Source organism: Natrinema gelatinilyticum (genome assembly GCF_024266705.1).
Taxonomy (GTDB): Archaea; Halobacteriota; Halobacteria; order Halobacteriales; family Natrialbaceae; genus Natrinema; species Natrinema gelatinilyticum.
The window spans coordinates 528,843-548,073 of the sequence record NZ_CP100757.1; the positions used below are offsets into that span (position 1 = coordinate 528,843).

The window sequence follows — 19,231 nt, forward strand, 5'->3', positions numbered from 1 at the left end:
TCCGCTGAATATAGAGGTTGGGTTTAACCCAGGATGTCTTTAGACAGAATTTGAACAAACTTTGAAAAATCTTCTTTAGCTTTGGCCTCTAAGGCCTCAACTATGAACATTAAGGCGATGCCGATAAAAACCCGCGATTTTGTCTCTTATTCTGAGATTTTATTCTCTATCCTCGCAGGGGTAACCGGGGTCGCTGGCTCGTATGCTGTCGCGGGATACACCAGACAGTTCATCGTCGCACCGATCGACGCCCTCGTCGTACGACTGACGCCCGGATTGATCGTCGCGTTCGTCATACAGAACGTGGGCGAGCAGGGACATCTCCTTCACATCGCGCTGTCGTTCACGATCGCGATCGGAGTACTCGCAGGCACTGCGATAGTCGGGCTTCTCGTAGCGCGGCGATTCGGTCAACCCTCCGCGGGCGTACTCCTCGCCGCCACACTCGCGTGGGGGGTGACGACAGCGATTACGACTGAGCCAACGCTCGCACTCGGTGCGGCTGGGCCAGTAGCAGTATTTACCGCAGTCGGTACTGCGCCGTTTAGTTCGGCGGAACACGACCAGTCACGGCGGAGCGCACTCATCTCCGGTGCGAGCGCACTCACCTTCATTGGAGTATCGATCGGCCTCGGGCGGCTGGTGACGACCGGCGGCCCGGCCAGCGACGAGCGCGGGGAGATAGATGAAGAGGTATCGACACTCATGCAGGAGGCCGAGAGTAAGTCCCTCGACATCGAAGGCGATATCCCGAGCTTGGTAAGTACGTTCGACGAATTCTACAACGTGGACATCGCGCAGTTCGACCCGGACCTGTCGGCCAAAGGGTGGTCGCTGACCGTCACTGGTGAGGTCGGGACGGACATCACAGTTGCGTTCGACGAACTAACCGACATGCCGACAGAGCGACGGTTCGTGACGCTTCGCTGTGTCGGCGAGAGCCTGAACGGTCACAAACTGGACAACGCCGTTTGGACCGGGACGCCGATTAAGCCACTACTGGAGGAAGCCGACCCGGAAGGGGAGTGTCGGTGTGCGATGCTCCGCGCGGAGGACGATTACTTCGTCCAATTCCCGATCGAAGCGCTCGAAGACGGGTTCCTTGCGTGGGGGATGAACGGCCAGGCGCTCCCACAGTCCCACGGTCATCCTGTGCGAGTACTTATTCCCGGACACTGGGGGGAGACGAACGTCAAGTGGCTCGACGAGATCGAATTACTCGACGAGGAGATGGACGGCTACTGGGAACAGCGCGGGTGGCACGGAACCGGCCCGGTGAACACCGTCGCCAAACTCTGGAGCGAGTCCATGCTGGGCAACGGAAAAATCGAAGTGGCAGGCCACGCGTACGCCGGGACCCGCGGCGTCGACGTCGTCGAGGTTTCGGTCGACGGCGGCGACACCTGGCAGGATGCCGAACTGTCGGAACCGCTGCCGGGCGAGGACGTGTGGCGACAGTGGCGCTTCGAATTCGAACCCCAGGACAGCCAGATGGTCGTCGTCCGGGCGATCGATGGAGACGGAACCGTTCAGGCCGAGGAGCAGTCGGACTCGTTCCCAAGTGGTGCCACGGGATGGGTCTCGAAGACGGTGAATATGATGGACGCATCCTCATCGTGACAATACCTGATAGAATCTACGCCGGTAAGTTAGCACGAACACTGGAAATTTGATTCCCCTATTAGGGGTTGAAAGAAACGAAGCCGTTGTGCTGAACTCATCCTCTAAGTCTCGCACGTCGTTACTGTCAGTTCACAGTTCCAATCTGTCACTGCATGGATGCTGATACTCACAAGTCGAAGGGTGAAACACCACTCAGTAGCTTCCCAACCGTCGAATACCTAGTATATCTCCTCCGAGCACGTATTCACTGGAATGAGTAGAAAGAAGCACGTTGTTGAACTTTCCGAGGAGGAGCGACAGGAACTTGAGACGTTCAGCTCCAAGGGAACACACCGAGCTGAGGATATAATCCGCGCAAAGATCCTTCTGAAGGCTGACGACGGGCTCACTGATGCCCAAATCAGTGAGCACGTCGGTTGCCACTGGAATACCGCCTACAAGACACGGAAAGCATACGCCGACCGAGGGATTGCGGCGATTCATCGCCGCAAACCCGACCGAGACTACACACCAAAACTCGATGGCCGCGGTGAAGCGCACCTCATTGCTCTTGCGTGTTCAGAGCCACCAGAAGGGCACAGTCGCTGGACGTACGCACTCCTTGCTGATCGCCTTGTCACTCTTGAGGAGATCGAGTTCGACTCGATCTCCGAAGAAACCGTCCGACAACGGCTAAAAAAACGACCTGAAGCCACACCGCTCTGAGTACTGGCTTATCCCGCCCAGAGAGAACGCCGAGTTTGTTTACCGCATGGAGTCGATCCTCGCACTCTATGAAGAACCGTACGACGAGACCCATCCAGTCATCTGTTTCGACGAGTCCAGTAAGGCGCTTCGCAAGCATCTGCGCGACCCGCTCCCGGTCGCGCCGGGAGCGGTCGCTCGGACAGATCACCGCTACAAACGCAACGGCAAACAGATGCTCCACGTGGCGACTGAACCGTTGACCGGCCAGTGCCGCTTCCATGTGACGGAACGTCGGCGGACCTGCGAGTGGATCGACTGTATGCAGACGATTGCCGACGACTACCCGGATGCAGACCGCATCCGGGTAGTCTTGGATAATCTCAGCACACACAATCCGGCCGCCTTCTATCGGTTCTTCCCGCCCGAGAAAGCACGCGAGTATCTCGATCGGTTCGAGTTCTACTACACGCCCACGCATGGAAGTTGGCTAAATATGGCCGAGCTCGTCTGGAGCACGCTCCAGACCCAGTGCCTCAACCGCCGAATTCCGGACGCAGCGACCCTCCAGTCGGAGGTCGCTGCGTGGGAAACTGAACGCAATGAGTTAGATGTCACGGTCAAGTGGCAATTCACAAGCGAGGACGCTCGAACGAAACTACACCGGCTCTATCCGATTATCGAGGAGGCTGAGAACTAGTCATTCGATGTTTGGGAGAGCACTCAGTGTAGCTTCAACCACGAACTTGTGAGTACATCATCCGACGATCAAACTGCCAGTTCCAACTCATTTTTCTGAAGCCCTGCAAGACACACAGCGCGAATGCAGCACGTGCCGATACCGTGATCAGAGAACAGTCGATTCAGGTGTGGCAGTCACCAGCATTCCTCCTGGAGATTGATGGTGAAATAGTGTAGAATCCTCGTATGGAACTTGTTGAGGCCACCGCTGAAAACCTCGATGCGCTCGTTGAACGCTGGTATACCCTCGCCAGCTCAATGGAAGAATACGACAAACTGAACGAACTCACTTATGCGGATGTCAATGATGTCTCCGGCGATGGATTCCGCGCACTTCTTGATGAGGAGGCAGTCACGATCTACCTTATCGTCCACGAGGGTGAGAGTATAGGCTACGTCACTCTCCGAGAGGGCCATCACTCCTCACGGAAGTACTCACAGTATCTCCGTATCGTAGACCTTATTATCGACGAAGGTCACCGGAACCAAGGTCACGGCGCGGAAGTCGTTAACCGCGTGAAAGAGGTCGCCCAAGATTGGGATTGCGACCACCTCAAGGTCTCTTGTGAATGGCACAACGAGGGTGCCCGCCGGTTTTATCGGGAAACAGGGCTTCGACCGAAGCAAGTCGATTATGCTCTGTCACTAGAGTGAGGCAAGATTTGAGTTCGATGTCCAGTACGCACGCCTCACAGCATGGCTGATTCAGTAGATGGGAAGCGAAATGAACGTGGCTGCCGTGCTGTATCCATCTTCTAAGTCTTGCACGCCGTTACTGTCAGTTCACAGTTTCAATCTGCCACTGCACGGATGCTGGTACTCACAAGTCGAAGGTTGAAACACCAGTAAGTCCAGGAATTGGCGATGCCCGAATGAGATGGTCGGTGACGCTTTCAAGGAAATATCGATCGAACCCTCTCATGCTGTGGTACGAGTCTGGGCTGTTAGTGGTATGTCTTGTTAGGACGTGATGACCGATACTGGCACATCTCTAGAAAGGGCAGGCCGAGTGCCTCGGGGCGTGACCCCGAGGCGGTTCACATTGAGCAGTGAGCACTCAGTACAGGGTTCGCAGCTATCACAGTACTAGTCTCTTTCTCAAGGTATTACTATCTTAATACCCGAGACCTATTTCATAATCCGCCACAATTGTTGCTATTCTGGTGGAAAATTCAGAAAAACGTCATTACTATCCAATAAACGCACGATCGGTGTGTATAACAAAGGAGATCTACTCCCAAGCAGGGGAAGTGTTATGAACCGACACCATGTTCCCGTTGGAATGACTCCCGTACCGCATTATGCTACATGGGGTGAACACCGCCGTGCGATTTCACAAACAGCAGAGGAGGCCCGGGCACAACACGCTGTACCAAGGCCGTTGATCGAAATCATCAACGAGCCTGAATCGATAACTGTCAGTGCTCAACTTCCAGGTTTCGAGAATGACAATATTCAAATCCTGAGTACGGATACATTGTTAACTATTTCAGCAACCCGCGACGAATACGAAGGGGAAGGCGAAACACTCCACAGTGAATGGCACTCTAACGTCGAACGGACCATTCCACTGCCAGTACCAACGAACCCCGATAAAGCTGAAGCCACCTACGAAAGCGGTATACTGAAAATTACGTTGCCAAAAGAAGAAGGGCAACAGGTGACTATCCCGATCTAGTAACCAGAACGACTGATTTCGGACAATCCGATTCAATTCATTGAAAAGAATTTTTCAGACGTGGTTCCGACCTCCGTACTGAATACATCCCTAGATGGGCTGTAGTTTGCTGACGTCAAGGAGAGAAGTCGTGCGCTCAAACGGCAAAACGAGCCTCCCGTTGAAATCGTAGTACATTTGCGACACTCGGGTGAGAAGTGTATCGGTTCACCAATCAAAAGCTGTCAGTATCCCGGTTTCGGTTGGTGAGTGCGCTGAGCGCGTTGACATCCTCCTCCGCGTTCACGCGGGGGAATCCCGGCCGCATTCGGGATATTAGGGTTTGCAGTCTACCACTTGTTCCTGCGGTTGGAAACCGCTGGACAAGTCGTGAAGGTAGACTCCGGGCTTTGCCGAGTGGTCTGCGCACCGTCTGAACACGTTGTGGCCCAGATTGGGCTCGACGATATGAGGAGCACAGCTTGTAGCCCTGTGATGTTCACAGGGTACGCCAACCACTCTCGCGTTCTGATGCATCGCAACCTTTCGGCCAAGATATCGGATTCCTGATCACTGTCGGCCGGTGGTTGGGCAACCATAACCTGGTCACTTTGTTGTCACCTGAACTATATATGGGTTTGGAGCAAACTAAGTAATGTAATGAAACTACGAAGGACGGTGTTCGTGGCCGGTGCCACCGGTGACACGGACCCATATATGACTGACCGGTTCGTCGACGACGTTTATCAGTCGTTTACTACCGGGGAGATTCCGAGACGGAATGTTCCAAATCATCCAAAATGACCATGCCATCGAACACGGACACGCTTCCTGGAGGAACACACATCGGCCGGACTGCGCTCCGTGTCACCGATATCGAGGCGATGACCGAGTTCTACCGGGACGTCGTTGGCCTCGGTGTGCAACACCGATCCGATACCGGTTCGGTTCTCGGGGTTGGCGGAACACCACTTCTCGTCTTGGAAAGAGATGGAGACGCACTCGAGCGATCGAGATCAGGAGCTGGTCTCTACCACAATGCCTTCAGAGTACCCTCCCGTGAGGCACTCGGTGATTCGCTAGCTCGGATACGGGACGGCTGGCAGCTCAGTGGCGCCTCCGACCATTGGGTCAGCGAGGCGCTCTATCTCAGTGATCCCGAAGGGAACGGCGTCGAGATCTACCGCGATTTCCCCCGCGACGAATGGCCCATCGCCGACGACGGAACGGTTCGAATCGGGACCGAGCCACTCGATCTCGCTAGCATCGAAGCTGCCGCCACGGGTGCCGCCCGAGCACCCACCGGAACGGATGTCGGTCACGTCCATCTCGAGGTCACCTCACTGAAAGCGTTCAGGGAATTTTACGTGGAAGTCCTCGGATTCGAAGTGCAAACCACCGTCCCGGCCGCGTGCTTCGTTTCGGCAGGCGGGTATCACCATCACCTCGGCGCGAATACGTGGCACGACCGGACGACACCGATCGAGGGACGAGGGCTATCGTGGTTCGAGATCGTCGTACCGGATCGGGGTGCACTCGACGCAGTTCGAGAGCGGATAGAGGCCCGCGGCGTTGCGGCGACCGAGACGGACGACGGTCTCGCGGTCACCGACACGGACGGTATCGAAGTGCGGCTCCGAACGACAGCACCAAACTGATCGTTCGAGCGCAGGGATGGGAGTGTCCGATCGAGGGCTTTCGACTCACGACGCCGGCAGTGAGCGCATTCCAGTTCGGCGGAAGTGTGCTCCAATCCACGGAGACGCTCGAGAGGCCCTCCGACCCCGATCACATCACGGCTTGAGACGGTGTCTGGTGATGGAACCGGAGCCTCCGTCTTCGATTACCCACACCTGCCGCCGACGAACGCCCCGAGTTCGGGTGCCATCGACGATCGAAAGATGCGTTCCGGGGTTCTGGCAGTTCGAAGTCCGTGTTCGCCCCACAGATCGGTGGCGAAATACGCATACACAGACTCTCCATTAGAAGTAGACGGATCCCGGGAGGTACTAGTGACAGCGGTTATCGCTCATGCGGATATACTACGAGGTGGCCTGGTATGGATATCGATTCGGCCACGCTCAAACGGGTCCGATCTCGTCTTCCCGGGATCGAACTCGTTACCGAGTATCGACGTGATCGCGTGACGAGCGACGTGCTTGCCGGAGTCACACTCTGGGCCGTGCTCGTTCCACAGGCGCTCGCGTATGCATCGTTAGCCGGCGTTCCCCCCGTCGTCGGGTTGTATACGGCGCTGGGAGCGATGCCCCTTTACTTCGTGTTCGGGACGTCACGACAGCTGAACGTCGGTCCGGAGAGTACGGTGGCTATCCTGGTGGCGACGATCGTCGCACCGATAGCGGGTGGCGATGTCGCTCAGTACGTGGCCTTCACGGCGGCATTGGCTATCCTCACCGGGGTCATCTCGATGCTGGGTGGCTTGCTCGAGCTCGGCTGGATCACCCGATTTCTCTCCCGACCGGTATTAATCGGCTATATTCTGGGCTCGGCGATCATCATCGCCGCCAGTCAACTCGGAAGTCTGTTGGGTATCGACGCGCCCACGGTCATCTCGATCCTGCTTTCCGTAGAAACCGTAAACAGATGGACGGTCGCCGTAGGGACCCTCACGGTCGTCACGATCCTTCTCGTACGGCGAATCGGATCTCGTGCGCTCGCGTATCTATTCGGGATGGCAGTTGCGACGATCACGGTGGTCTTCGGAGACCTCGAGACGGAAGGGGTCGCCGTTATCGGCCCCATCGAACCGGGCCTACCCGCCGTCGGTCTCCCTGAGGTCGCTGTAATGAGTGACGGAAGTTATGGGCATAGACTGAGACGGGCGAGTAATGGGAGGAGACCGGCGAGGCGATCTTGTTCGTCATCTAAGTGAGCAGGAGTTGGATCGTCTGCTGGACGAAGCAGACGATCCAAAGATCATCAAGCGACTCACCTTTGTCAAACGTCTCTACAAGGGAGCAACGTACGAGGAAGCAGCCGACGACGTTGGCAAATCTGCGTCGACTGGAAGTCGCTGGGCGCGTCGATGGAACGATGGCGGACTTGGTCAGTTGACACCGAACTTCGGGGGCGGAAGGCCCCCGAAGCTCGGTGACGAGGAACAAAAGCGTCTGTTAGAACTTCTCCGGGAGGGGCAACCCTGGAAAGCACAGGAAGTTCATCAGCTCTTGGACGAAGAGTTCGGTGTAGAGTACCATCCGGATTATCTCGGTCGATTCCTCCGGAATCTCGGACTGTCCTACGCTAAACCACGTCCAAAGCGCCCCTCTCGGCCAGAAAACGCAGATGAAATCCTCGAAGAACGCGTCGCAGACGCGTTCGACGAGGAGACAGAGACGGCACATAACAAGCGTCCTGATGATGAGGACGAAGGATGGGTCCTCGACGACGATATTTGCACGGATGGGGGAACTGTCGTCGGTTTTTGTGATGCTTCGCATCCACAACCATACGACAATTCGCATCGACTGTGGTACATTGATGATCCGACACTGGAACGACCGCTGGTGAAACTTGACGAACCAGCGGTCGGATGCTATACGCTCAACGGCGAAAGTGTCCTGACGTTCCCTGAAGATCAATCGAAAGAGAACATCTGTGCGCTATTGGAGCAAGTCCGCGAGCAGAATCCGGGAACACGGATTCTGCTCGTCTTGGATAACTTCTCGTCTCACATCTGTGAACACACGCGCAAGCGCGCACATCAACTCGGTATTGATCTCGTCTTTCTTCCGGTCGGCTCACCGCATCTCAACCCGATTGAACAGGTCTGGAAAGTACTCAAACGCACTGCCTCGCCAATCGTGGTGGCGAGCGAGAGCGCGTTCCGAACTCTCGCTCGCCGTCTCTTTGACACCCTTACCGATCGACTCGGATTTGCCAAGTCCTGGATCGATCAATTCCTCAGTCCATATTTGCAAAAGTTATCTTGATCATTAAAGCGACCTCACCTCGTTGCTGGTGCCGGCCCTGGCTGTGGCGCTGCTTATGTACACTGATAGCATTCTCACTGAGCAATCGCTTGCGACGGAGAAGGACTACGAGATCGACGTGGACCAGGAGTTTTATGCGCTGGGTGCGGCCAACGTGGGGGCGGGATTGATGGGGGGGTTTCCGGTCAATGGAAGTCAGTCCCGTAGCGCCGTCAACGACGAAGCGGGCGCGAAGACTCAGGCTGCAAACCTCGTGACAGCTGTACTCGTCGTCCTGACGCTTCTCTTTTTGACACCGCTATTCGAGACCCTGCCGCAAGCTGCGCTCGCCGGAGTGCTCCTGGTCGCAGCCGCCGGTCTCGTCGACCTCTCGGCGATACGACGCGTCCGAGTTCTCGATCGGTTCGACTTCTGGCTAATACTGATCACGGCGGCGCTGGTAGTCGGCGTCGGCGTACTCACCGGCATATTGGTCGCAGTCTTTCTATCCCTCCTGGATGCGGCCCTCAAGCCGTACAAGCCTCACACGGCGGTGGTAGCACGTGTGCCCGGAACGGAACGGTTCCGCGACGTAGACACTCTCCCGAATGCTGAGGAGATCCCGGGACTGATAATCTACCGGTTCGACGCTCCGCTCTACTTCGCCAACGCCGACGTCCTCGTCGACGAGATTACCGCGCTCGTCGACGAGTCGGATCCGCCCCCGGAAGAAGTGCTAGTAAGCGCCGAGGCGATCACCGACATAGACTCGACGGCACACGAGACCCTGCACGAACTGGTTGACGACCTCCACGAGCGCGGTATCCGCTTTACCGTCGCAGGGGCGAAGGCCCCCTTCGTAGAGACGGTGGAACGAAGCGGTCTACGGGAGGAGATCGACGCCTTCTACCTGGAAGTGGACAGAGGCGTGGCCGCCTTCTATAATCGGTTAGACAGCGAAGATTCGACCGAATAACGCCGCGAACAACTCCACTGCAGCACGACGTTCGATCGGTACGGGCCGTCTATGATCGATCAGACGCTGCAATCCCACTACTCCGGCCGAGCGACGGGCGTCATCCGAGTACGGCGAGTGGCGCTACATCGACGTCCTGGTCACGATTCACACGTAGACGACGGGTAGCATCGAAAGGACGCCGACCGCGAACCCGGCCAGTAACTCCCGGTAGCCGTGGGTCGGGAGTTCGGCGCCGGTCTCGATTGCTTCGGGGATGAACTCCGTCGCGACCAGATAGACCATCGCGCCGGCGGCGAACCCGTAGCCGAACGGGAGGAACGACTCGGCCCACGAGACGAACACGAACGCGATGACCGCGCCGATCGGCTGGGGGAGACTGGAGAAGACCGCCGCACCGACCATCCGCCAGTTCGACAGCCCCATCGCTCGCATCGGAATGGCGATCGCGGTTCCCTCCGGGATGTTGTGGACGGCGATGGCGACGGTCATGAACACCGCGAGTAACGGGACCGCGAACCCGAGTATGGGCACCCCTCCGTCGAGCCCCAGCCTGGCGAACGAGACGCCGACCGCCACGCCCTCGGGGAAACTGTGGACCGTGAGGATGCCGAGGATGAGCACGAGTTTCTTCAGGTCGCCCTCGGCGAACGCCTTCGCCTCGAGCGCGATCTCGTCCTGATCGTGGCCCGGACTATCGATCGGGACTCCCCCGTCAGTGCCCGGTTCTTCACCGTGATGGGACGCACCATCGGTTCCGAAGTCGACACCGTCGAGTACTCTGTCGGAGATTTCGACCAGCACGACGCCCGCGAGCAGACCGCCGACCAACAGGGTCGGGAAGCCACTCGAAACGTAGGCCAGCCCCTCGTTGACCAGGCCGAACACCGACACGGTCACCATAATTCCCGACGCGATCCCCCACAGGCCAACGTTCCATCGGTCGCTGAAGTCATCGACGAAGAAGAACGGAAGTGCTCCGATGCCAGTCGCCACCGCTGTGAGCAGACCAGCAATAAATACGAGCACGAGGTTTTCCAGTAGGGCCATACACCGTGTTGGTCCCAAGCCCTGAAAAGTATTTCTAATTCGCCAACATAATTTAGGTTATCCTAAAATTTGTTTTCCCATTTGGGATGGCAAAGTCCCCCCACTGAACTGCGCAGTGGCGGTGAGAGGGGAGTCCAAACGTGCGTTGCAAGAACCGCAGTGGTTCCTATCGGGAGCGAAGTCTCCGCAGACGGTGATTCGGGGCAGCCCGTCCCTACTTTCTTGATGCCGCGAGAAAGAATGTTCCAGGCCGCGTTCCAATCCCTGTCCGTTGTGAACCAGCACGAGGGACAGGAGTGCTCACGGACCCGCAACGAGTACCGGTTCGTCGGTTCCGAACGGGAACTCGGGATTCCTGGGTATCGAGCGATATCGGGACTACTCGCTCGAGTCGACCGGCCCCTTGTACGTCGACTCGATCTCGTCGCCGTCTCGCCACTGCCAGTAATAGTAGCAATTCTCGTTGATCTCTTTCACCATTATCGTCACCTTCGGCGGGACGTCGTCCGGGAGATCCTCGACCTCGGCTTCGTCGGCTCCCTCGGCGATTCGGGCGTTGCGCGCCCGGTATTCGGCGAGCGACTCGGCGTATCTGGCGAGTTGGCGGAGCGTCTCGGACGAATACTCGTCGAGCCTCCCGACGACGTCGGTCGAGAGCTCCGTCGGTGGAGTCGCCGGCTCGGTGGACATGGTCGGTCTCTGCTACCCACCACTGACGCGAAACGTATAGTTTCGGTGGACGGTTCGACGACGGTGCGTACCGCTGTCCGCTGCAAATGAATATGTATCCCAGTCAGAGAGGCCAGGTCCGATTACCCCGACCGCGTGCTGGAAACCCGCGCAGTGAGAAGGCCCAGGCCGGGACAGCCGTCGTACACCCAGACGGTCAGCATGATAGTGAACGGAATAATCTGAGAGAGTGCAAAGAGGACCCCAATCGGCGTGAACAAGAGCGATATCGACGCGTTCAGGTAGAACAGTATCGTCTCGAAAAACCCGCCGTGGGTGCTCATCGGGACCGGAATGAGGGGCCAGAACAGGAAGCCGAGCGAGACGTCCATCTGTAGGATCGCCAGCGGGGAAAAGACGTCCGTGAAGAGATGCGAAAAAATACCGATCGCCCAGGCGGCCCCAGCCTCCGGTCGGTCGTACCTGCCGGCGATCAGCATGCCGATCAGCACCAGCGGGCCGACGAAGAAGAACGAATGCCCCAACGAACGCCCTGGAATGAGCGCCAGCATCCAGGCGAGTGGCTTATCGACGAGATCCGGAAACTGCGTCGCGACGACGAGCGCAATCGCAGCTCGGTCGCTCGGCGGCCGACGAAGCAACGCGTGGATCGAAATCGAATAGAGGAGATATCCGACCGCGAGATGCCCCCACGGCCACATCAGTCGTCCGTACCCCGAGCGCTCGACGCTCGAGCGGCGCCGCCGTCGCGGCACCCGTTTTGAACTCCCGTATCGAAGAGCGGTACGGCATCCGAGTCGCCGACTCCGGCTCTCGTCTCAGCGCCGCTGTTTCCGCGACCGCCGGCTCGATTGCCGCGAACACGATGCGGAGAGCTTCTGTATTTTAGCATCTGCATTCAGTACTCTGTCTCTTTACGTTCAGAAGAGATTTTCGATACAAACCCGCTTACCGGCTATCGGATCAGGAAGGGATCGGTAGTCCTGGGAGCGGGTCAGACGGCACGTGTGAGTCCCGTTCGTCGGATCCGAGCGAATTCAGCTTCGACGTGGTCGAAGCCTCACCGACCTACCACGTGAGCAACACGAACTCCTACGACGGGGGTATCACCAGCGGTTTCGCCAACCGCCTCATCGTCAAAATGATGGAGAGCATGGCGCTCGCAAGGAACGGTCTCGAGGAAGGGGATCCGGTGAACCGCCCCGGAGTCAAGCCCCGGGCATTCGCCTCGACCGCCTGTAAAACAAAGGAGCAAATGTATCTTCGTCGTCGCGAATGGTGTGGTATGCAATCGCTCGACGGGCAACCGGGATCGACACCCCTGTCGTTTCGATCACCCGACGTGAGGTTCGGCGACGGTGTCGCGGTGCATCTTCAACACGCTGACCGGTCAAGCGGAGTCCCTTTCCTCAAGGAACGAGCGAAGCGAGTGAGTAGGGAAGGGAGGAGCGCACGCAAATTGTTAAGACTCAGTACTTCACAAAGCCGGTTAGTTAGAACGTCTGCTTGCTGAAGGTGTGTTCAAGACCCAACAAGCAGACAGTGAAATCCACGAGGACCAGCTCCTTAACTTCCTCGTCAACCAGCTTGACGAGGAAGTTGCTCTGAACCTTGCCAACAACGCTGAAATCGACGCAGAGGACATTTACGAGGTCCTCGTCGGCGCGACCGCCGACGGGACCTCGATCTCTACGCTCTGCAACTCCAGCGAGAACTCGCCATCAGCAAACGCGATTCTCTATCATCTCCGGACGAAGTTCGAGCCGGAATGGCTCGAACGAGTCGCAAACACGCTTCTTCGGCGAGATATTGTGGAACTGCTCCCCGAGCAGGTGGAGGTCTGCGCAGACCTCCACCTGCGGCCCTACTACGGTGACGAAGACAACACAGACGCTCTCTACCACTCGGAAGCGAAGCGTGGAACCACTTCGTTCCACGCCTACGCCACACTCTACGCGCGTGTGAAAAACAAACGCTACACGCTGGCGGTGCGCCGTCTCGAAGACGGCGACACCGCCAGCAGCGTCCTCGCTGAGTTCCTCGGTGTTCTCGACGGCCTTGACACCGAAATCAAGGCCGTCTATCTTGATCGCGGATTCTACGACAGCAAGTGTCTCACGCTGCTACAGGCGCACAACTACGCCTACGTTGTCCCGATCATCCGGTGGGGGAAGACGATTCAGCAGGAACTCTCGGAAGGGTGGAGTCGCATCATTCAACACGACTTGACAGGGAAACTCGACGGTCATAGCTGGACCGTCGAGTTTCCCGTCTACATCGACTGTACGTACCTGAACGGACGATATGACGAGCACGGCGTGGCGCGTCACGGCTACGCCGCTGACGCGCCGTTCATCGAGACACCACGCGACGCTCAATACCACTACAGCAAACGCTTCGGTATCGAGTCGAGCTATCGCTTGTCCGAGCAAGCGATAGCGACGACAACGACACGAGACGCAACGGTGAGATTGCTGTACGTCGTGGTGAGCCTGCTGTTACAGAACGCGTGGCGGTATCTCCACTACGAATATGTGGCGACGCCCCGCCGAGGCGGGCGTCGCCTCTGGTGGTGGCCATACAAAGAGTTCGTGAATATGGTTCGACGGGCCGCGTGGACGGCCCTCGCGGTGCGTCGGGCCGTCCCCGCGAACCGACCACCTGATGACCGGTTCTACCGGTAGTCACTGACCGAGCAAGCGTCTTCGCAAGTGGCAACGCTGTCGCGTCGGCGGCTGACCGCCGCCGACAGCGACAGCTCCATCTTCGATCAGCGTTGCTCGACCGTTGCTGGCGACTCATCACAACACCTATGAGAATCCTGTGATTGACCAAACCACGGATCGTCTCATAGCTGTTTCGTCGTCGATGGTGTCCGGCGCGTGTTGGTGACGTAGAACCGCACGATGTCGCTACAATTGAGTGGAAACAGCCCTCAGGCGGAGGCTATCTTGAAAGCGAGAGCAGTTGCTAACAGTGGGCGAATGCCCTGCTGAGTGGCACCATCGCGGTGCCACTCAGCAACTATGCTGTTGGCGGATCGTAGACTTCCTCACGGCTGAGCATGTGAAACATTGCGACGAGCATTTTCCGAGCTGTTGCAACGATTGCGATGTTGTGATTCTTCCGCTGTTTCAGGCGGGTGTAGAACTGTTCTAGGTAGTCGTCGAACCGTACAGCCACGTTGGCACACTGAACGAGGGCCCAGCGCAACGGCGCTGAGCCCTCTTTCGAGATTCCGCCACGCACCTCTTTGTCGCCAGATTGCCGAATAGATGGATCAAGCCCGGCGTAGCTGATCACTTTCTTTGCACTGCTAAACCGGTCGATCTCGCCAAGTTCGGACGTGATCAACAGCGACGTGAAATAACTCACGCCAGGGATAGTCATGAGCAGCTGCGCGTCGTGACGCGCAGCGGCGGTGTCTTCGATACGCTTGTCGAGTTTCGTGATCTGTTCGTTTAGCGTATCAATCACCGCGAGATGTGCCTCAAGAACCGCTCGATCGACCTCGGAGAGCGTGAGTTCCGCGAGGAACTCACGCCCGGTCGGGCCGAACAGTTCGCGGCTGTATTGGTTACCAGTTCGCTTGAGAACTGCTCGGACACGGTTTTTCTCCCGGGTTCGATCTTCGACGAGTGCCTTGCGTGCGCGAACGAGGTCACGTCGTTCGCGCACGTCCTTGGGCGGAACGTAGCTTTCAGCGACGAGGTTTGCACGCAGAAGATGCGCGAGCATCTTTGCGTCAACGCGATCGGTTTTGACCTTCGCGTCGGCGATGACACGTGTTTTACTCGGGTTAACGAGCGTAACGTCCATGTGGTCGTCGAGCGTTTCGTAAATCGGGCGGTAGTGCCCAGTTGCTTCGATGGCAACCGCCGACCCGACATACTCGCGCGCGAACTCTTCGAGTTCGGCGCGCTCAGTGCCATGGGAGAGGCGGAATTCATCGACGAGGCTGCCGTCCTGTCGCATGACCGCTACCTGCGAGTAGCGGTCATGCGTATCCATTCCGATGTACATGATATGATGTCTCTGGGGTTGGGTGAACGAACCGAATAGACACCTATACGGGCTGTTTGCCCAATCCTTCGGATTCTTGCAAGGGGCCAGTCAGAGCAGCGTGTTCTCGGACACATGTTGAAAGACGGCCTCCTTCAACCCCAACGCGTTTCGTTCACCGATTTGGGGCTTAAACAGGATTCTCATAAAGTCAGAACAGGTGGCTCAGGTCAGGCTAACTGGCGATGCTTTGTGAGGTACTGAGACTAGCCGCATCGTTGGAGTAACTGTCCATGACGGGCCACAGACAGTCCGCGAGGGTTGGCGTGCCAACGGAGCCACGGTGCGTTTCTCGACATGGACGGGTCGCAGTCAACCAACCCCGAAAGACGGACCGACGAAACGAACGTGACGCCCTGTGCCTCTCCGTCGCTCGTGACCGAACGGGCGTAGAGTGGAGGTCACGTCTAATTAAATTGCCTCTGGCGTCTGGCTGTGCGCTACAAGCGTCTTTCGTCGGTATGAGTCCCATGCCGAGAAGACACACGCAAGCCCCGTCCTCGACGAGCGCATCAGCGCGAGTAGGGCGGGGTAGTTGACGAAACGCTTTCGCGGTATTGGATCCAGGATCCGCTCATCGTGACCGACGCGGGAATCGAATCGGCTGGGATACTCGACCGAATCCGCGACGAAATCGAACTATCCGCCACGATCTATCACGCGTCGACCGAGCCATCCACCGATGACTTCGAAGATCTGCCGACCGAGGCCGTCGACGGAGTCGTCGCGATTGGCGGCGGTTCGTGTATCGATACGGCAAAACTGGCGGCTGCACTGCTCGCCCACGGTGGAGACGCCGTCGACTACCTCGGCGTCGATTCCGTGCCAGGACCGATCGAGCCGCTAATTGCGGTGCCGACGACGAGCGGGACCGGATCGCAAGCGACACAGACTGCCGTTATCTCCCACGACAATGTCAAGCGAGGCGTGAGTGACAGCCACCTTCGTCCCGATGTTGCGCTCGTCGATCCCACGCTCACGTTCGATCTCCCGCAGTCGGTGACCGCCCGTTCGGGGTTCGACGCCTTCGTCCACGCGCTCGAGTCGGTAATTGCCCGCGACTACCGGTGGGTCGAACCACGACCGATCACCTACCTAAAACAGCGAGAGAGTCCCGCCGTTTACGCCGGGCGTGAATCGCGTCACTCGACGACGCGAACCACCGGTTACTCCCCGGTCGGAGTCTCAAGGTCGTCGGCGGCGTGGATCAACATCCCACGCCACGTCAGGCCGTGTTCGTTCTTCACACGTTTAATGCGCTCGTACTGTTCGTCGTCAGGAACTTCGATGTTAACGTGGTTCGACACACCATCTACGAGAATCCGTAGGTCTATGTTAGTTCCGCTCGTATACAGAAGTAGCGATGAAGCGCACCAACGAGTTCGAAGTAATCCCCCAGTCCGACGAGGACGAGGAGTTGCTTCGACGTCTGTTGGACGCTTCAGCCGCACTCTGGAACGAAATAAATTACCAGCGTCGAACCAACTTCGACGACCCGGACGGCGACGTCTGGGAGATCGACGAGTACCGCGGCCGGTACGGCGGTACGCTCGGCGCTTCGACCGTTCAGCAGATCGAACGCAAGAACCGCGAAGCGTGGGGTTCGTTCTTCGCGCTCCGAGAGAAGGACGAAGCCAACGGCAAACCCGGATTCTGGGGCAACCAAGACGAGGGTCGAGACCTTCGGACGTACATCCGAAACATGTCGTACTCGGTCGAGTGGGGCGAATACTCACGCCTCGAGATTCTTGTCGGTCAAGACCTGAAAGAGGAGTACGGTCTTGGATACCAAGAACGACTCCGTCTCGAAGTTCGGGGCGATCCGAACTGGAAAGAGTACGACAAACAGGGCCGGTTGGAACTGCATTACGACGATGTGAGCGAGACGTTCAGGGCCTTTCAGCCAGTCACAATCGACAATTCTCGACTGGCACACCCACTGGCGGACGAAACCGCCGCTCTGGACATCGGCGCAAACAATATCGTCGCCTGTACGACCACGACCGGCGAGCAGTACCTGTACGAAGGCCGCGACCTGTTCGAACGGTTCCGCGACACCACGCAACGAATCGCCGAACTCCAGTCCAAACTCGAGGACGGTCGGTACAGCTCGAAGCGAATCGACTCGCTGTACCGACGACGGACGCGACGGCGCAACCACGCGATGGACGCGCTCTGTCGGGACTTGATCGAACGACTGCACGACGAGGGCGTTTCAACGGTGTACGTCGGCGACCTCACGGACGTACTCGAGACGCACTGGTCGGTTCGGACAAACACCAAGCTGCACAATTTCTGGGCGTTCCGGCGGTTCGTCGGACGGTTCGCCGATACCGCCGAGGAGTACGGCATCACTGTCGAAGTACGAACGGAAGCGTGGACCTCGCAGACGTGTCCGAACTGCGGTTCAACCGAGGACACGACCCGGCACCAAGACACGCTGACGTGCTCGTGCGGCTTCGAGGGTCACGCGGATCTGGTCGCGAGCGCGACGTTCCTGAGACGGCACGAAGAAGTAGCACGGCCGATGGCACGGCCCGTGTGCCTTAAGTGGGACAGTCACGACTGGCTGGAGTCACCACGCTCTCTCCGTCCCAACGAGGAGCACACGAACCCGCAAGTTGCCTCCGTGGACTCGGCGTAGCCGAGACTCCCAGCGCGAGGAAACCCCGGCGTTCACGCCGGGGAGGATGTCATAGTACAACCTCCCCGTCCGGCGGGAGCAGTACGGAGAGATCGCTCGTGCGCTCGGCGTCGAGAGGGACGAAACGCCCGACTGGATGGCGCTGATCGACGAGTGCGATCGAGTACGATCGGCGATTGGTCTCCCGGGTTCGGTGACGGAGCTCGATCGTTCGGTCGCTGACGTCGACGACATCGTGACGAACACGCTCGTTCAGGACCGCCGCCTCGCGACGAATCCGCGAGAGGTCGGAGAGGATATTCGAGACGTCATCGTCGACGTCGAGTTTCCCGAATCGTGACGCGTTGATCCCGAGCGGACCGACGAGCTACCCGATCCTCATTCGTCATAATTGTTAATAAAGATGGAATAGACATATAAGTGATTGTGTGGTATGCGATCATATGTCACAGAAGAACGAGCGAGAGTGGGAGACGCCGGAGAGCAATATGCGGGGACAGTTGGCCGCGCGACTGACAGCGACACCGGCGCGAGTGATGGCGACGCCGGAGTCACAGGCGGTTTCGTCACTCGTCTTCCTGGCTCTCCTCATATTTGCGTTTCTGGCCCTCGGGAACTACGCCCAACTGTGGTAAGTCGGGTGGGCCAGGTCCGGGTACAATCGTTCGAACGAACTCGAGTTGTCGGTCGTAGGCGAGAAGAACTACCGTTCGTGGTGGAGAACAGGTGCGGTAACGCACTACGAACCCGGCTCACCGCCTCGAGACGCATCCCGAATCGGTACTCGGGGTGCGAACGGTCGGTCGCGGTGAACTACCCCGACCTCCCGGAGAAGTTCTAAAAGACGCTTTTGTTCCTCGTCACCGAGCTTCGGGGGCCTTCCGCCCCCGAAGTTCGGTGTCAACTGACCAAATCCGCCATCGTTCCATCGACGCGCCCAGCGACTTCCAGTTGACGCAGATTTGCCAACGTCGTCGGCTGCTTCCTCGTACGTTGCTCCCTTGTAGAGACGTTTGACAAAGGTGAGTCGCTTGATGATCTTTGGATCGTCTGCTTCGTCCAGCAGACGATCCAATTCCTGCTCACTTAGATGACGAACAAGATCGCCTCGCCGGTCTCCTCCCATCACTCGCCCGTCTCAGTCTATGCCCATAACTTCCGTCACTCATTAT

At 57.9% G+C, this 19,231-nt stretch carries 19 protein-coding genes and 2 pseudogenes; 14 read left to right on the top strand and 7 right to left on the bottom strand.

The features are described from left to right. The first annotated feature begins 102 nt into the window (after positions 1–102). The 9 genes from NJU76_RS20510 (at position 103) to NJU76_RS20550 (ending at position 9,613) form a co-directional block, all read left to right on the top strand. The gene (locus tag NJU76_RS20510; protein WP_254533673.1) at positions 103–1,620 is read left to right on the top strand and encodes a molybdopterin-dependent oxidoreductase; all 1,518 of its coding nucleotides are present in this window, start codon (positions 103–105) and stop codon (positions 1,618–1,620) included. Positions 1,621–1,875: 255 nt separating this feature from the next. After that, positions 1,876–2,328, top strand: a complete 453-nt coding sequence (locus tag NJU76_RS20515; RefSeq protein ID WP_254533674.1) for a helix-turn-helix domain-containing protein — start codon at positions 1,876–1,878, stop codon at positions 2,326–2,328. A gap of 10 nt (positions 2,329–2,338) precedes the next feature. Then, entirely contained in the window at positions 2,339–3,007 is a 669-nt protein-coding gene (locus tag NJU76_RS20520; RefSeq protein WP_254533913.1) for an IS630 family transposase, read from the top strand. A 227-nt stretch (positions 3,008–3,234) separates the two neighbouring features. Beyond that, the gene (locus tag NJU76_RS20525; RefSeq protein WP_254533676.1) at positions 3,235–3,702 is read left to right on the top strand and encodes a GNAT family N-acetyltransferase; all 468 of its coding nucleotides are present in this window, start codon (positions 3,235–3,237) and stop codon (positions 3,700–3,702) included. A gap of 628 nt (positions 3,703–4,330) precedes the next feature. Then, a complete protein-coding gene (locus NJU76_RS20530; protein WP_254533677.1) occupies positions 4,331–4,726 on the top strand; it encodes an Hsp20/alpha crystallin family protein in 396 nt (131 codons plus the stop codon). 785 nt (positions 4,727–5,511) lie between these two features. Continuing rightward, positions 5,512–6,363: a VOC family protein gene (locus tag NJU76_RS20535; RefSeq protein WP_254533679.1), complete on the top strand. Its 852-nt coding sequence runs from the start codon at positions 5,512–5,514 to the stop codon at positions 6,361–6,363. 401 nt (positions 6,364–6,764) lie between these two features. Continuing rightward, a complete protein-coding gene (locus NJU76_RS20540) occupies positions 6,765–7,598 on the top strand; it encodes a SulP family inorganic anion transporter (RefSeq protein WP_254533680.1) in 834 nt (277 codons plus the stop codon). Next, entirely contained in the window at positions 7,555–8,658 is a 1,104-nt protein-coding gene (locus tag NJU76_RS20545; protein WP_254533682.1) for an IS630 family transposase, read from the top strand. Before NJU76_RS20540 ends, NJU76_RS20545 begins: the two co-directional genes overlap by 44 nt. A gap of 22 nt (positions 8,659–8,680) precedes the next feature. Beyond that, positions 8,681–9,613, top strand: coding sequence for a SulP family inorganic anion transporter (locus tag NJU76_RS20550; RefSeq protein WP_256566994.1), 933 nt, complete (start codon positions 8,681–8,683; stop codon positions 9,611–9,613). A 147-nt stretch (positions 9,614–9,760) separates the two neighbouring features. On the opposite strand, the gene NJU76_RS20555 is transcribed toward NJU76_RS20550, so the two are convergent. The 4 genes from NJU76_RS20555 to NJU76_RS20570 form a co-directional block, all read right to left on the bottom strand. Further along, positions 9,761–10,663, bottom strand: coding sequence for a ZIP family metal transporter (locus tag NJU76_RS20555; RefSeq protein ID WP_254533685.1), 903 nt, complete (start codon positions 10,661–10,663; stop codon positions 9,761–9,763). A 62-nt stretch (positions 10,664–10,725) separates the two neighbouring features. Next, positions 10,726–10,977 (bottom strand): zinc ribbon domain-containing protein, encoded by a 252-nt coding sequence (locus NJU76_RS20560; RefSeq protein WP_425604331.1) that lies wholly within the window; start codon positions 10,975–10,977, stop codon positions 10,726–10,728. Positions 10,978–11,041: 64 nt separating this feature from the next. After that, positions 11,042–11,353, bottom strand: a complete 312-nt coding sequence (locus NJU76_RS20565) for a hypothetical protein (protein ID WP_254533686.1) — start codon at positions 11,351–11,353, stop codon at positions 11,042–11,044. A 122-nt stretch (positions 11,354–11,475) separates the two neighbouring features. Next, positions 11,476–12,108, bottom strand: a complete 633-nt coding sequence (locus tag NJU76_RS20570; protein ID WP_254533687.1) for a metal-dependent hydrolase — start codon at positions 12,106–12,108, stop codon at positions 11,476–11,478. Positions 12,109–12,870: 762 nt separating this feature from the next. On the opposite strand from NJU76_RS20570, the gene NJU76_RS20575 reads away from it, so the two are divergent. After that, the gene (locus NJU76_RS20575; protein ID WP_254533688.1) at positions 12,871–14,037 is read left to right on the top strand and encodes an ISH3 family transposase; all 1,167 of its coding nucleotides are present in this window, start codon (positions 12,871–12,873) and stop codon (positions 14,035–14,037) included. A gap of 340 nt (positions 14,038–14,377) precedes the next feature. Here NJU76_RS20575 and NJU76_RS20580 read toward each other — a convergent pair whose 3' ends face one another. After that, positions 14,378–15,376, bottom strand: coding sequence for an IS110 family RNA-guided transposase (locus NJU76_RS20580; protein ID WP_254530875.1), 999 nt, complete (start codon positions 15,374–15,376; stop codon positions 14,378–14,380). Positions 15,377–15,967: 591 nt separating this feature from the next. Between NJU76_RS20580 and NJU76_RS27155 the strand changes: the two are divergent. Then, a pseudogene (locus NJU76_RS27155) lies at positions 15,968–16,375 on the top strand (iron-containing alcohol dehydrogenase); the annotation flags it as partial. A gap of 206 nt (positions 16,376–16,581) precedes the next feature. Here NJU76_RS27155 and NJU76_RS20585 read toward each other — a convergent pair. Next, positions 16,582–16,722, bottom strand: a complete 141-nt coding sequence (locus tag NJU76_RS20585; protein ID WP_254533689.1) for a hypothetical protein — start codon at positions 16,720–16,722, stop codon at positions 16,582–16,584. A 56-nt stretch (positions 16,723–16,778) separates the two neighbouring features. On the opposite strand from NJU76_RS20585, the gene NJU76_RS20590 reads away from it, so the two are divergent. The 3 genes from NJU76_RS20590 to NJU76_RS20600 all read left to right on the top strand — a co-directional run bounded on the left by NJU76_RS20590 (position 16,779) and on the right by NJU76_RS20600 (position 18,694). Next, positions 16,779–18,059, top strand: coding sequence for an RNA-guided endonuclease InsQ/TnpB family protein (locus NJU76_RS20590; protein ID WP_254533690.1), 1,281 nt, complete (start codon positions 16,779–16,781; stop codon positions 18,057–18,059). 193 nt (positions 18,060–18,252) lie between these two features. Further along, positions 18,253–18,399 carry a hypothetical protein gene (locus tag NJU76_RS27160; RefSeq protein ID WP_425604332.1) on the top strand — a complete coding sequence of 49 codons (147 nt, stop codon included), beginning with the start codon at positions 18,253–18,255 and terminating at the stop codon, positions 18,397–18,399. A gap of 103 nt (positions 18,400–18,502) precedes the next feature. Beyond that, complete coding sequence (locus NJU76_RS20600; protein ID WP_254533691.1) at positions 18,503–18,694, top strand: hypothetical protein; 192 nt, start codon at positions 18,503–18,505, stop codon at positions 18,692–18,694. Positions 18,695–18,882: 188 nt separating this feature from the next. Here the strand turns inward: NJU76_RS20600 and NJU76_RS20605 are convergent. Continuing rightward, positions 18,883–19,185: pseudogene (locus tag NJU76_RS20605) on the bottom strand (helix-turn-helix domain-containing protein); the annotation flags it as partial. Positions 19,186–19,231: the final 46 nt, after the last annotated feature.

What these genes read in the sequence shown, in the direction of transcription:
- NJU76_RS20510 (WP_254533673.1), top strand. Translation starts at nt 103, where the DNA reads ATGAACATTAAGGCGATGCCGATAAAAACCCGCGATTTTGTCTCTTAT.
- NJU76_RS20515 (WP_254533674.1), top strand. Translation starts at nt 1,876, where the DNA reads ATGAGTAGAAAGAAGCACGTTGTTGAACTTTCCGAGGAGGAGCGACAG.
- NJU76_RS20525 (WP_254533676.1), top strand. Translation starts at nt 3,235, where the DNA reads ATGGAACTTGTTGAGGCCACCGCTGAAAACCTCGATGCGCTCGTTGAA.
- NJU76_RS20530 (WP_254533677.1), top strand. Translation starts at nt 4,331, where the DNA reads ATGACTCCCGTACCGCATTATGCTACATGGGGTGAACACCGCCGTGCG.
- NJU76_RS20535 (WP_254533679.1), top strand. Translation starts at nt 5,512, where the DNA reads ATGCCATCGAACACGGACACGCTTCCTGGAGGAACACACATCGGCCGG.
- NJU76_RS20540 (WP_254533680.1), top strand. Translation starts at nt 6,765, where the DNA reads ATGGATATCGATTCGGCCACGCTCAAACGGGTCCGATCTCGTCTTCCC.
- NJU76_RS20545 (WP_254533682.1), top strand. Translation starts at nt 7,555, where the DNA reads ATGGGAGGAGACCGGCGAGGCGATCTTGTTCGTCATCTAAGTGAGCAG.
- NJU76_RS20555 (WP_254533685.1), bottom strand. Translation starts at nt 10,663, where the DNA reads ATGGCCCTACTGGAAAACCTCGTGCTCGTATTTATTGCTGGTCTGCTC.
- NJU76_RS20565 (WP_254533686.1), bottom strand. Translation starts at nt 11,353, where the DNA reads ATGTCCACCGAGCCGGCGACTCCACCGACGGAGCTCTCGACCGACGTC.
- NJU76_RS20580 (WP_254530875.1), bottom strand. Translation starts at nt 15,376, where the DNA reads ATGTACATCGGAATGGATACGCATGACCGCTACTCGCAGGTAGCGGTC.
- NJU76_RS20590 (WP_254533690.1), top strand. Translation starts at nt 16,779, where the DNA reads ATGAAGCGCACCAACGAGTTCGAAGTAATCCCCCAGTCCGACGAGGAC.
- NJU76_RS20600 (WP_254533691.1), top strand. Translation starts at nt 18,503, where the DNA reads ATGTCACAGAAGAACGAGCGAGAGTGGGAGACGCCGGAGAGCAATATG.